This window comes from Eubacterium ruminantium (genome assembly GCF_900167085.1).
Taxonomy (GTDB): Bacteria; Bacillota; Clostridia; order Lachnospirales; family Lachnospiraceae; genus Eubacterium_Q; species Eubacterium_Q ruminantium.
Map to the genome: position 1 here is coordinate 26,874 of NZ_FUXA01000006.1, position 14,338 is coordinate 41,211.

A 14,338-nucleotide genomic window follows, 5' to 3' on the forward strand; every position below is an offset into this window, starting at 1 on the left:
TAAGAATCAGCATGGATTCGTGTCAGCCTTTTTCAAGGAAGACTGGTACGAATCCATTGCGAGTATAAAGGAGAAAGTTAAAGGGGATAATATGGCAGAAGTTGCAGATAAGAAAGACGCGTACGAAGTCCTCGGGGTTTCAAGAAACGCGAACGACAATGATTTAAAAAAGGCATACAGAGTTCTCGCAAAGAAATACCATCCTGATGCAAATCCGGGAGACAAAGAGGCTGAGGAAAGATTCAAGGAAGCTTCTGAAGCATATGCTATCCTCAGTAACGAAGAGAATCGTAAAAAGTACGATCAGTATGGCTGGACTGCATTTGATCCAAATGGTAACGGCGGTGACAGCGGATTTGACTTTGCCGACATGGGAGATATCTTCGGTGATATCTTTGGAGACATGTTCGGTGGTGGTGCCAAGAAGACTCAGACAACAGGTCCTGTAAAGGGTGCTGATATCAAGACAACTATTCGTTGTACATTTGAAGAGGCCGTATTCGGTACTCAGACAGAGATAGAGCTTCCTCTTAAGGATGAATGTCCTGTATGTAAGGGAACAGGTGCTCAGCCGGGACATCCTGCTGAAACTTGTGGTAAGTGTGGTGGTAAAGGCCAGGTTGCATTTACTCAGCAGTCACTTTTTGGTATGAACAGAACTATTCAGACTTGTCCTGATTGTCAGGGTACAGGTAAGATTATTAAGTTCAAGTGTAGTAACTGTGCAGGTTCAGGTTTCGTAAAGAGTAAGAAGAATATTCAGATCAAGGTTCCTGCAGGTATCGATAATGGACAGAGTATCAGACTTCGTGAGATGGGTGAGCCTGGTATCAACGGCGGAGGAAGAGGTGACCTTATAGTTTCTATCCTCGTTGATAAGCATGCTATCTTCTCAAGACAGGAGTATGATCTTTATTCTACAGAGAAGCTTAGCTTTACACAGGCAGCTCTTGGTGGAAGAATTAATCTTAATACTATTGATGGTCCTTATGAATACAGCATTCAGCCGGGTACTCAAAACAATACAAAGATTAAGCTCAAAGGAAAGGGTGTTCCTACTCTTAGGAATAAGAATGTCAGAGGTGATCACTATGTAACTCTCGCGGTTGAGGTTCCTGACAATCTTACTGAAGAGCAGAAGCAGATCCTTGCAAGAGCTAAAGATCCGTATGGAGTTGAAGTAAGAGCGGCTACAGATTCGCTTGGCGGATTCTCATTTGGCGGACATAGAAAGAAGAAAAAAGGATTTAAAAATTTATGATATGGAAAAAGTTAACGATTGATACGAGCGTAGAAGCAGTTGACCTTATAAGCGAATTTCTTAATGAGCTTGGAGTAGAAGGCGTTATGATAGAAGATAATGTTCCTATATCAGAAGACGACCTTAAGTCAATGTTTGTTGATATACCTCTTATCGAAGGTGAAAATGATGGCACTGCCAAAGTTTCATGTTTCGTTGACGATTCATTTGATATTGATTCACTTAAGGCGGATATAGCGGCAGAGCTTGTCCGCCTTGAAGAGTTTATAGACGTCGGAAGTAAAGAGATTTCCGTGACTGATACAAGTGATGACTCAACATGGCAGAATAACTGGAAGCAGTATTTCAAACCATTTAGATTATATGACAATATAGTTATCCTCCCGACTTGGGAAGAGTATGAAGATATCAGACCTGACGATATAGTTGTATCTATAGAGTCGGTTATGGCATTCGGAACCGGTACACATGAGACAACAAAGCTTTGTATCGGCCAGTTAAAGAAGTATCTTAAGGAAGGTCAGTCTGTTTTCGATATTGGAAGCGGAAGCGGTATCCTTTCTATCATCAGTGTTTATCTTGGCGCCGGATATGTTCACGGCATGGATATCGATCCGGATGCTGTTAAGGCAAGTTTTGAAAATGCAGAAGCAAATGGATTCGATAAAGACAGAATCGAATTCACATGCGGAAATCTTCTTGACAGCAATTATATTGCCGGAGTTTCAAAGGAAAGAACCGGCGATATCGCTAAAACTGCAGTAAATAACAAGGTCGACAGACAGTATGATATAGTTGTTGCAAATATTCTTGCGGATGTTATCATGCCGCTTTCAGGCGTGGTACGACCATTTATGAAGGAAGGCGGACTTTTTATTACTTCAGGTATCATTGATACGAAGGAAGAGGAAGTAAAGGCAGAGCTTCTCAAGAATGGATTTGAGATCATAGATATAATTTACATGGGTGAATGGGTATCTATAGTCTGCAAGTAATTATGATAAGGTATTTAAATGAGTTTATATAGGTTTTATGTTGAGGGATGCAGCGATGCTTCCTACAAGATATATATATCAGGCAAAGATTATAATCATATAAAAAATGTCCTCAGACTCAGACCGGGTGAGGAGATCATAATCAGTGACGGTACATCAAGAGATTATCATTGCAAGATCGCGGATTTCACAGAGGATGAATCTGTAGCTGCAGAGATAATCGATATCACGGATAATGCAACAGAGCTTCCTGCGGAGATAACATTATTTCAAGGAATGCCCAAAGCTGATAAATTCGAGCATATAATCCAGAAGACTGTGGAACTTGGAGTTCATGAGATATATCCTGTTATGATGAAGCGATGCGTTGTCAAAATGGATACAAACGGTAATGATAACAAGAAAGAAGCGAAAAAGCTTCAGAGATTTAATTCCATAGCAGAAGCTGCTGCGAAACAGTCTCAGCGAGGAATCATTCCTGAGGTAAAGAACTTTATATCATTTAAAGAGGCGCTTACACTTGCAGGTGATATGGATGTGATCCTTGTTCCGTACGAGTCTGCAGAAGGCATGGACTACGCGAGAGGAATCATTGAAGATATAAGGAAGCTATGTGACAGCGATTCGAAGGTTTGTGATCATAAACCGAGGGTGGCTGTATTTATAGGACCTGAGGGAGGATTTGCTCCGGAAGAGATTGAGAGTGCAACTGAAAAGGGTGGCAAGATCATTTCTCTCGGAAATAGAATACTTCGTACAGAGACAGCCGGACCGACAGTTATGTCGATTTTGGGATTCATGCTCGATCGATAAATGTGATAAAAATAGAGTAATATAATTCAGATTAATAAAATTGATAAATCTGGGAATGTGATAGGTATTATGGAAGCATATTTTGATAATTCGGCAACAACAAGAGTATATCCTGCGGTTAAGGATATAATGATCAAGGTTATGGACGAGGATTATGGTAATCCATCGTCGCTCCATATGAAAGGCATTGTGGCTGAAAGATACATTAAGAAAGCGGCGGAAAGTATAGCAAAAACACTTAGGGTGAAACCTGAGGAACTTATATTTACAAGTGGTGGAACAGAGTCCAATAATCTTGCGATTATCGGAACAGCTCTTGCGAGAAAGAGACTTGGAAATCATATCATTTCAACACAGATTGAGCATGCATCGGTTCATGCAACTCTTGATTTTCTGAAGAGTCTTGGGTTCGAAGTTACGCTTGTTGGAACAAATGATAAAGGTATCATTGATCCGAAGGAAGTTCTTGATGCGGTGAGAGAGGATACAATCCTCGTTTCATGCATGTATGTAAATAATGAGATAGGTGCCATCGAACCTGTTGAAGAGATAGCTGCAGGTGTTAAAAAGATTAATCCTGAGATTTATATGCATGTTGATGCTATACAGGCTTACGGAAAGATACCTGTATATCCGACTAAAATCGGTGCAGATCTTGTTTCCATAAGTGGTCATAAGATTCATGGACCAAAGGGTTCGGGTGCGCTATATGTCAAGAAAGGACTTCTTATCAAACCTATCATTTACGGCGGAGGACAGGGAAATGGAATGCGTTCCGGAACAGAAAATGTTCCTGCTATCGCCGGATTTGGAGTGGCTGCAGAAGAGTCATTCAGAGATTTTGATGCAAAGATAGAACATATAAGAGATGTTAAGAATTATCTTATTGAAAAGATGACAAGCCTTCCGGATGTATTTAATAATTCCGGTGATGCTCCGCATATAGCAAGTTTTAGTTTTGTGGGAGTCAGAAGTGAAGTTATGCTTCACAGCCTTGAAGACAGTAATATTTATACATCTTCAGGTTCTGCATGTTCATCTCATAAGAGAGCGGCAAGTAATGTTCTTACTTCTATAGGACTCAGCAAGGACAGACTTGAGTCGACGCTTAGATTCAGTATCGGTGAAGATAATACAAGAGAACAGGTTGATTATATATTTGAAACCATTAGTAAGCTCCTTCCGGTACTCAGACAATTTACAAGAAAATAACTGTGATTAGGGTGCAATAAAGAATTTGCACCCTATTTATTTATATTTTTAAGCGGTTGCTTAATTTTGTAAAGAAAAAGCATTTAAATACATAGTAATTCGTGGGTTTTTTATTAATGAAAATATGTTATAATGCTACTTGTTTTTCATTTTATGAAACGAGATGTTTAATTCGGTAAGATGAATTCTGAAATACGTACACGATATTTGTTCACACAATATGATTTGTTTCAAGAACAAGTAGTGAAACGTGGTTACACAATGTTATTTGATTCAAAAAACAAGTAGTGAAACATGGTTACGCATTATGATTTGTCCAAATGTGATTTGTTTCATGAACGAGTAGTGAAACATGATTACGCGATATTATTTGTTTCATGAACGAGTAGTGAAATACGTACACGAGAAATTGTCATACTCGACGTTAGACATTAAGGATGAGTAAACAAGAGATGTCCTACTTGATATGAGACACATATTTGAGGATAAGATTTCAGGAGGAATAATTTATGGAAACATTTAAGAGTATACCGGAGTTTTACGGCTGCCTGGTATTTAATGACAGAGTTATGAAGGAACGACTTCCGAAGGATGTTTATAAAGCTGTTCAGAGTACAGCGAAGCAGGGCGTTCATCTTCAACTTGAGGTTGCAAATACAGTTGCAACAGTCATGAAGAACTGGGCACTTGAAAATGGTGCTACACATTATACTCACTGGTTTCAGCCTATGACAGGCCTTACAGCCGAGAAGCATGACAGTTTCATCACTCCGCTTGAGGATGGAAGCGTAATCATGGAATTTTCCGGTAAGGAACTTATCAAGGGTGAGTCAGATGCTTCCAGCTTCCCATCAGGAGGTATCCGTTCTACATATGAGGCGAGAGGATATACAGCATGGGATCCTTCTTCACCTGCATTTATCAAGGATGGCACATTATATATACCGACAGCATTCTGTTCTTACAGAGGTCAGGCTCTCGACAAGAAGACACCGCTTCTCAGATCTATGGATGCTATCTCGAATTCGGCAGTTAGACTTCTTCATTTACTTGGAAAGACAGATGTTACAAGAGTAAATGTTACACTTGGTGCCGAGCAGGAATATTTCCTTATCGACAAAGAATTATACAAAGACAGAAAAGATCTTGTGATGTGTGGACGTACACTTATCGGTGCTCCTGCTCCTAAGGGTCAGGAGATGGAAGATCATTACTTTGGTGTTCTTAAGCCAAAGGTAGCCGGTTTCATGAAGGAACTTGATAATGAACTTTGGAAGCTTGGCGTTCCATCTAAGACAAAACATAACGAGGTTGCTCCGGCTCAGCATGAGCTTGCGCCTGTATTTGAAAATGCAAATATTGCCGTTGACCACAACCAGCTCACAATGGAAATAATGAAGAAAGTTGCAGACAAGTTCGGATATGCGTGCCTTCTTCATGAGAAGCCATTTGCAGGTATAAATGGTTCGGGTAAGCATGACAACTGGTCTATTTCGACAGATAAGGGCGAGAACCTTCTTAATCCTGGTAAGACACCGGGAGAGAATACACAGTTCCTCATTTTCCTTATGGCTGTAATTGCTGCGGTTGATGATTATGCTGATTTCCTCAGACTCTCTGTAGCAACACCGGGAAATGATCATAGACTTGGTGCAAATGAAGCGCCACCTGCAATCATTTCTGTATTTGTAGGAGATGAATTAGATGCAGTGCTTAAGGCTATCGAGAAGGGTGAGCATTATATTGGTGCTGACAAGCAGAAGATAAGCTGGGCAGGCATTCTTCCACATATAACAATCGATACAACAGATAGAAACAGAACATCACCATTTGCATTTACCGGTAATAAATTTGAGTTCCGTGCACCGGGTTCTGCATTATCTGTAGCACAGCCAAATATCGTTCTTAATACAGCGGTTGCTGAAGAGCTTGATAAGATTTATGAAGTGCTTAAAGATGTACCTGCTGATAAGCTTGATAAAGAAATCTACAAGCTTCTCCAAAATCTTCTTAAAGAGCATAAGAAGGTAATCTTCAATGGTGATGGTTATACAGAGGAGTGGGTCGTTGAGGCTGAGAAGAGAGGGCTTCATAACTATAAATCAACTCCGGAAGCAATCCCTCATATAATTGATGAGAAGAATATCGAACTTATGGAGAAGCATAACGTTCTTTCCAGCGAAGAACTCCATGCTAAGTATGAGATTTTCCTTGAGAACTATAGTAAGGTTATTCATATTGAAGCGCTCACAATGCAGGAGATGGTTCGTAAGGATGTAACAGCCGGTATTGTACTCTACATGAAGGATGTTACAAATGAAGCGCTTAAGAAGAAGCAGCTTCTTCCAAATCTCAACTGCAATTATGAAGAGAATATAATCACAACTCTTGATGAGACAGAAAATGCAATGTTCGAAATGCTCGCTAAGCTTACTGAGGATACAAAGAAAGCTGAGGGTATCAAGGATGTGCTTGAAGCAGCTAAATTCTATCATGACACAGTTCTTGCAGATATGGACGAACTCAGAAAATCAGTTGATAAAGCTGAGGCTATCATTCCAAATAGCTACCTTCCATATCCAACATACGGAGAGCTTCTCTTCTCACTGAGATAATTAAACTGAAATATATGGCCGCCGCATTTTAGGATGTAGCGGCTATATTTGTGTGAAAATAAAAAGCTTGCGAAATAAAAATAATAGTATACAATAATTTTTGAGAATAAAAACGAAAGAGTGGATAATATGGAATACAATACATTTTTGATCAAGTATGCCGAGATTGGTACAAAGGGAAAGAACAGATATAAATTCGAAGATCATCTTTGCAAGAGGATGAGACAGAGACTTAAGGCTCTCGGTAATTTTGAAGTTAGACGTGAATATGGAAGAATTTTCGTGGTTGCAAAGTCGGACTTTGACTACGATGAAGCTATAAATAGACTTACAAGAATTTTCGGCATTTCCGGTGTTTGTCCGGTTATGGAAATCGATTCCCTTGAGTATGAAGATATCTCAGCGGGAGTTGTTAAATATGTAGATGAGGAATTCTCGGACATTTTAAAAACTGCAGCAAAGTTCAGAAGAAGTGAAGATGAGGCTGCGGTAACATTTAAAATGAATGTTAGACGTCACAATAAGGAATATCCGATCAACTCTATGGAGATGGCTGCAAGACTTGGTGGAGATGTGCTTGCTAAGTATGAAGATGCCGGCATGAAGGTTGACGTTCATAAACCTGAGTACGTCATCAATGTTGAGATTAGAAATGTAGTTTATATTTATTCAAAGATCATTCCGGGTGCCTGCGGTCTTCCTGTTGGTACAAACGGAAAAGCTATATCCCTTCTTTCAGGTGGTATCGACAGTCCTGTTGCAACATATATGATTGCAAAACGTGGTGTTGAAATGGAAGCTGTTTATTTCAATGCACCTCCATATACATCAGAGAGAGCAAAGGATAAAGTTAAAGAACTTGGAACTATAGTTTCTCAGTATGCAGGTCCTATCAAGCTCCATATCGTTAACTTCACTGATTGCCAGCTGGCGATATATAAGAATTGTCCGCATGATGAACTGACTATCATTATGAAGAGAATAATGTTCAGAATGGCAGAGGACATCGCAAAACGAGATGATTGCCAGTGTATAGTTACCGGTGAGAGTATAGGTCAGGTATCTTCACAGACCACATTCAGTCTTAAAGTTATAAATGATGCTGTCAAAGAAGTTCCTGTATATAGACCACTTATAGGAATGGATAAACAGGAAATAATAGAGATGTCGCAGAAAATCGGCACATATGAAACATCAATCCTTCCTTACGAAGATTGTTGTACGATATTTGTTGCAAAGCATCCTGTAACCAAACCAACACTTGAACAAATAATCGAATCTGAGAAGAAACTTGAAGGTATAATTGAACCACTTTATGAAGAGGCACTTAACGGAGCGGAGATAGTATACCTTAAATGATAATATTTTGCACAATGTAATATTTACTAAACAAATTGCTGTTATCGGATAAATATACTCACAGCATTAAGCTATTAAATCAATAAATAATTCATATCGAAAGTTTACGCATATCAAGGGCAGATCCAAAAGATCTGCCCTTGATCAGTTTAGAGAGAACAATATATGATTAACGGTGAATAACCGTTATCCCGCTATATAAAAGGGTTTTAGAAGAATCATGATGTGACATGTCATGATTCTTCTAGAATGGTTTTATCTGATTTTTTGGATTTTTATCAATAATTAGATATGTGTTGTACTGGGATAAGAAGGATATAAATTAATTTTTGGGGTTAATCATTCCTTAATAAGTCCTTAATAAACACTCCGAAAGTTTACTAAACTAAAGGAAAAACGCATATAATTATACAAAAAATCGCTTACAATATATATGAAATGAACAACAAAAAGTTTAAAAATAATTATGAAATTATGAATTTTTTGTTGACGAGACATAATAATTGGTTTAGACTTCACCTTAAGTGTTAATACTTTTTTATGGGGCGTAATTATATAAAACACGAGTAAAGTAAAAAAGGAGGAAAGTATGAAGTTAAAGAAATTTACTTTAGGACTCACACTTGCTTTTGCATTAGCTCTTCCTGCATCAGGACTTAAGGTTACTGTTGATTCTGCATCAAAAGTAGAGGCGGCAGAAGCATCACAGTGTGAAAAGGCAACAACAACGGTGACATTTAAGGCAGGGGGCAATATTTCTGTTACTTTCACCGACCTTACATCCGAGACAAAGAACGATCTCGCACTTGATCTTAATGATGCATTAGGAATTGCATTTGGTAGCGGATCCGTAAAGCCAATTCTGGTTGATGGTGTTGCTAAGAAGATCAAAAAGAGCGGAAGCACAATGCTCATTGGAGATGGAACTAAGTATGAACCACTTGTAGAATATGTTAACAGAACAGTTACTACAGAGACAACAGTTTCATGGACAACAAATACTAAGGTTGCTTCTTACATCAAGAGTTTTGCAGGAGCAAAATCTTATCAGTATGCGATTGTTCTTGAGGATGAGCTTAAGATTACAAACGTAAGCAAATCATCAATAAGAATTAATGGAAAGAATTACAAGTATGTCATCAAAGGTGGAAATCTTGTATTCGACGGAGATCTCACAGATCTTTTTGCTCCACTTGTTTCAGCAAAGGCTGTAGCAACAACGGCAGAAGGTCATGATATCAAGAAGGTAGATAAGGTTCTTGCAACACCATACAAGATGGGAACAAAAGAATATTATGAATGTTCTAAGTGTGGAAAGCTTTATAGCGATGCTGCTCTTACAAAAGAGATCAAGGCTCCTATCAAGACATCTACATTCAGCAAGTCATCAGGACTCCAGAAGAGTAAGAATGGTACAAATGCTGATGGAAAATGGTATGTTGTTAAGAATTGGGTTGTAGATAAAACATACACAGGATTCTGCAAGAATGAGAACGGTAACTGGTACATCGAAAACGGTAAACTTGATTTTGCCAGAAGAGATATCGTTAAGGGCAAGATCGATGGCGTTGAAGGATGGTATTTCGTTAGCGGTGGTGAATTCAAGAAGGTAACATCTATCGAGAAGAACGCAAATGGTTGGTTCTATATCAAAGATGGTAAGGTTGACTTCTCATTCACAGGTATCGCTAAGAACCAGTATGGTTCATTCTATTGCAAGAACGCTAAGGTTGATTTCAGCTTCAGCGGAACAGTTAAGTATAACGGAAAGACATACACTGTTAAGGGTGGTAAGGTCGTAGAGTAAACTAACTGTTTGATTCTAAAATATAATAATGTGCATCTGGCTATACCGGATGCACATTTTATATGAAAAAGTAGTAGGTAACACAAAAAGTGATTATTGATAACAAAACATCTATAAGACAGATGTCAATTAACGACAAGATGATGTCGAAAAAAGATAAAGACTAACCGGCAAGATATACCGGAATAAATACAGATGCACAAAAAACCGGGAGGAGGAAGACAAAATACTATGAAATGCAGAAAGCTTATCGTAGCGATTTCTCTCCTGATGATATCAGTTATATCAATATTTGCGCCTCGGTATTTGGTTCGGGCAGAGTCGGGCATAAACGGAAATGAAGCCTGGGTAATAGCAGTTGTTAATGGTACTTTTGAGTACAACGGCAGATACTACAGAGCTTACTCCGGTTATATAGGTCAGGTATGTGAATACCTAAACAGAGATGATGTTGATCTTGATGAAGGACAGGCTGCAAATGCTGTAAGTTACATATATAGACACGTAGCAGATGGTATTGCAGAAGGCTATATCTACGAGATAGATATTGAATCAGGCCTTCCGATAGAAGACGTTCAGACTACTGAAGAAGTAACTGAAACGACTACCGAGTTAAGCACAGAGATCACAACTCTTGATAATACTACAGAAGCTACCACCGAAAAAGCGGTAGTTACAGAGGAGTTGACTAACTTCGAAGGAACAACAGATCCTGATGAATTTGGCACAGAGCTTCCTACAGATGAGCATGGTGCATTCATCGTTCCGAATCCTGATAAGGATATAATCAAATATGATAAGGTCCTTGATGATGCTTCCATGGAAGAACTTGCGAAGTATGACAAGAAGAAGGATGACGGAATCGAAGACAGACCTGATGAAGAAAAGGCTGATGCAAAGGTTGGTTATGATGAGTCCGGAGATCTTTATATAGAGACTAAGGACGGTTCCAAAAAGATTGATAAGCTTTTCCCTGAATGGATAAAGCTTTCAATAAATATAATATGCATATCACTGTTTGCAGTATCGGTGATCATGCTGATCGTTTCTTTATTTACAAAATGTATTGTCATAAATGAAAAGAAACACAATAAAGCAAGAAAAGGTCATTCCAAGAGAAGAAAGATCAGAAAATGCTGCAGAAGAGTGCTTACGATAGCACTTGTATGTGAACTGTTAATACCGGCTATTGCCGGAGCGGTTTCATTTGCGATGTTCCGTAAAGGAACTATAATGCAGAATCTTAACAAGGGTGGTTACTTCAGATATGAATATATGAATTATCTGGCGGATTCTGTTAAGGATGTCTCAGCTGAAAAGCTCGAGAAAGATTCTGAAGATAAGGTGGATGTTCTGAGCTATGAAGTATTTCTCTTCAAAGCGAAGAATGAAATTTCCAAAACATTAAACGGCGGCAATGCCGGCGATAAGATACTTAAAGTAAATGCAGCTAGGAATGTTTATGATATTAAGCATGAATTTGTTATAGACCTCCTGCCGGCTATAATACTTACATTTGTAGGTGCATTTATAAGTATCATAACTCTTTATCTCGTTGACGGAAGAAGAAGCAGAGGTGTAAAGTGCATCGCATTTTCACTGGCTTTAGCAGGACTGTTGATACTGATTACAGGAATAGTCCTTATATTTACAAAGCTTCATACAAAGATTTATGCAGAACCGGATTACCTTTATTCATTCATAAGAGAGGTTATCCTTTCGATAAACAGATCAGTAGTACTTGAAGGTGTATTCCTTCTTGCGACAGGATTTATAGGACTTGGATTATACAGAAGCATAAGGAAGAGAGAAGAATGAGTTATATTATCGATATGCACTGCCATATAGTGCCGGGGGTTGATGATGGCTCACAGGATATCGAAGAGTCGATGGCACTTATCGAAATGGAATATGATGAAGGTGTTAGAAAGATTATCTGTACACCGCATTATATGAGGAATAAGAATGTTTATTCTTCCAAAGAACTTGATAAGAAATTTCAACTTCTCAGAGATAAAGTTGCTGAAAAGCACAGTGATATGATGCTTTATCTTGGAAATGAAGTTCTTATCGAAAACGGTATTGTTGATGACATCCGAAAGGGTGACATGATACATAGCATGGCAGCAAGTAAGTATATGCTCTTTGAATTTAATATCAAAATTCCATATCATGAACTTTACGATATGACGAAGATGATAGTTGAAACAAGAGTGTGGCCGATACTTGCGCATGTTGAAAGATATCATTGTCTGGTGGGACATCCGGACAGGATAGAAGAATTAAAACAACTTGGCATTTATCTACAGATAAATGCAAGCAGTCTGGAAGGCGGAATGTTTGATGAGAACACACGCTGGTGTAAGAAGATGATCTCTTCGGGGGTTATAGAGTTCATCAGTTCAGATTGCCACGATCCTGAAAGAAGGACACCAAGTTATAAGACAGCGGCATCATGGATCAAAAAGAAGTTGGGGGAAGAGATGCATGACAATCTCTTCAGAGAAAACGCAGAGAAGGTTATAAGGGGAGAATATATACAGATCGATATCTGACATCGACGTATAAATCTTCCGGTAATGATTCACTGAAGAAAAAGGCTTAGGGGAATGCATATGACAGAAAAGACCAGACAGAACAATAACAAAGAAGTAGAAATCGATCTTGCAGAGATATGCAGAGTTCTACTTAACAAAATATGGACACTTATCCTTGTCGTTGTAATAGCCGGTGGGTTTGCGGCAGGATATACTTCATTTTTCATGACGCCGATGTATCAGTCGACATCGCAGATATTTATCCTTAATACTAAGGTTGATCTGTCTTTGGCTGAATTACAGCTCGGTTCACAGCTTACTAGTGACTACATGGAGATCATAAAGAGTAGACCTGTTCTTGAAGCTACTATTCAGGAACTTGGACTTGATATGGACTATGCAGCACTTGGTAATTCTATTACGATCAGTAATCCACAAAACACGAGAATTTTATATATCACGGTTACTAATCAGGACGCTTATATGGCAAAGACTATAGTTGATAAATACACTGAAGTATCTGTTAATTATATCGCTCAGATCATGGATACAGAGAAACCTAATGTAATCGACTATGGACATATTCCTGAGGGTCCTAGTTCGCCTTCTATGAAGAAAAATGCGATTTTAGGTGCACTGTTTGGATTTGTTATCGCAGCAGGAATAATAATCGTTAGATATATGATGAATGACTCTATTCACTCAAGTGAAGATATTGAGAAATATCTGGGAATCAGTACTATAGGTTTGATTCCATTTGACGGAGCAGGATCTAAGAAGAAAATTCGTGGTAAAGACCGGACCGGAGGGAATGGTAAGAAAAAAACACAGAAAAAAAAGAAGATAGAAACAAAGATTGCAGCTGATGACAGTAAAACCTCAAGAGTAAAGCGCAGTGTTAAAGGAGAGGAGGCTGTATCATGAATATAGAATTTGAAAATCTTAATCAGCTGGAATTTAAAACGAATGAAGCATATAAAACTTTAAGAACCAATATAAGTTTTATGGGAGATGATGTAAAAGTCATTTCCATAACTTCCGCAAGACCAAATGAAGGAAAGTCGGAGGTTGCATTCAGACTTTCACAGTCTATGGGTGAAGATGATAAGAAGGTTCTGTTTATAGATGCTGATATACGAAAGTCAGTAACTGTAACAAGATATATGGTCGACAAAGAAACAGTGGGACTTAGCCATTATCTCGCAGGAAAGAAGAAGCTGGAAGAAGTTATATATAGTACGAACATAAGGGGGCTTGACATAGTCTTTACAGGTCAGGTTGCACCTAATCCTGCGGAGCTGCTTGGTAACAATAGATTTGAAGAGTTACTGAAGTATGCAAGAGAAAAATATGATTATGTAATTGTTGATTGTCCACCACTTGGCAGTGTTATTGATGCTGCGATTGTATCGCAGAAGTGTGATGGAGCAATCATAGTTATTGAGACAGATGGTGTTAGTTACAAAGCTGTTCAGGATGTGAAAAAACAACTTGAAAATAGCGGTGTAAGGATACTCGGTGCCGTACTTAATAAGATTGAAGTAAGCGGCAAAGGGTACGGAAAAGGTTATTACGGTTATGGCTATGGTTACGGCTATGGCTATGGAGAATAGTTAAATAATAAAATAATTTTGGGGTAAAGACAGGAGGATATAAACAGCAAGTAAATATACGCAACGGATAAGGGGTTATGAGTTGCGTATTTTTTTGCCTAGCCTAATTCATACATATAAGGGGTG

General features: G+C 38.6%; 11 protein-coding genes. All 11 read left to right on the plus strand.

Annotation, left to right across the window (positions count from 1 at the left end; all coding sequences use genetic code 11):
* Nucleotides 1-91: 91 nt before the first annotated feature.
* The 11 genes from dnaJ (at nucleotide 92) to B5D25_RS04390 (ending at nucleotide 14,212) form a co-directional block, all read left to right on the plus strand.
* Nucleotides 92-1,261, plus strand: a complete 1,170-nt coding sequence (gene dnaJ / locus B5D25_RS04340) for a molecular chaperone DnaJ (RefSeq protein ID WP_078786734.1) — start codon at nucleotides 92-94, stop codon at nucleotides 1,259-1,261.
* A complete protein-coding gene (gene prmA, locus B5D25_RS04345) occupies nucleotides 1,258-2,256 on the plus strand; it encodes a 50S ribosomal protein L11 methyltransferase (RefSeq protein ID WP_078786735.1) in 999 nt (332 codons plus the stop codon). The genes dnaJ and prmA overlap by 4 nt, the downstream gene beginning before the upstream one ends.
* An 18-nt stretch (nucleotides 2,257-2,274) precedes the next feature.
* Nucleotides 2,275-3,069 (plus strand): RsmE family RNA methyltransferase, encoded by a 795-nt coding sequence (locus B5D25_RS04350; RefSeq protein WP_078786736.1) that lies wholly within the window; start codon nucleotides 2,275-2,277, stop codon nucleotides 3,067-3,069.
* Between the two features lie 69 nt (nucleotides 3,070-3,138).
* On the plus strand, nucleotides 3,139-4,281 hold the full coding sequence (locus B5D25_RS04355; protein ID WP_078786737.1) for a cysteine desulfurase family protein: 1,143 nt from the start codon (nucleotides 3,139-3,141) through the stop codon (nucleotides 4,279-4,281).
* 509 nt (nucleotides 4,282-4,790) lie between these two features.
* Nucleotides 4,791-6,896: a glutamine synthetase III family protein gene (locus B5D25_RS04360; RefSeq protein ID WP_078786738.1), complete on the plus strand. Its 2,106-nt coding sequence runs from the start codon at nucleotides 4,791-4,793 to the stop codon at nucleotides 6,894-6,896.
* Nucleotides 6,897-7,025: 129 nt separating this feature from the next.
* Nucleotides 7,026-8,255: a tRNA uracil 4-sulfurtransferase ThiI gene (gene thiI, locus B5D25_RS04365; protein ID WP_078786739.1), complete on the plus strand. Its 1,230-nt coding sequence runs from the start codon at nucleotides 7,026-7,028 to the stop codon at nucleotides 8,253-8,255.
* A gap of 589 nt (nucleotides 8,256-8,844) precedes the next feature.
* The gene (locus B5D25_RS04370; protein ID WP_078786740.1) at nucleotides 8,845-10,062 is read left to right on the plus strand and encodes a hypothetical protein; all 1,218 of its coding nucleotides are present in this window, start codon (nucleotides 8,845-8,847) and stop codon (nucleotides 10,060-10,062) included.
* Between the two features lie 231 nt (nucleotides 10,063-10,293).
* A complete protein-coding gene (locus tag B5D25_RS04375; protein ID WP_078786741.1) occupies nucleotides 10,294-11,880 on the plus strand; it encodes a hypothetical protein in 1,587 nt (528 codons plus the stop codon).
* Nucleotides 11,877-12,617: a CpsB/CapC family capsule biosynthesis tyrosine phosphatase gene (locus B5D25_RS04380; RefSeq protein ID WP_078786742.1), complete on the plus strand. Its 741-nt coding sequence runs from the start codon at nucleotides 11,877-11,879 to the stop codon at nucleotides 12,615-12,617. The genes B5D25_RS04375 and B5D25_RS04380 overlap by 4 nt, the downstream gene beginning before the upstream one ends.
* A 60-nt stretch (nucleotides 12,618-12,677) precedes the next feature.
* Nucleotides 12,678-13,523: a YveK family protein gene (locus B5D25_RS04385; RefSeq protein ID WP_159444080.1), complete on the plus strand. Its 846-nt coding sequence runs from the start codon at nucleotides 12,678-12,680 to the stop codon at nucleotides 13,521-13,523.
* Nucleotides 13,520-14,212, plus strand: a complete 693-nt coding sequence (locus tag B5D25_RS04390; protein WP_078786744.1) for a CpsD/CapB family tyrosine-protein kinase — start codon at nucleotides 13,520-13,522, stop codon at nucleotides 14,210-14,212. Before B5D25_RS04385 ends, B5D25_RS04390 begins: the two co-directional genes overlap by 4 nt.
* Nucleotides 14,213-14,338 lie beyond the last annotated feature (126 nt).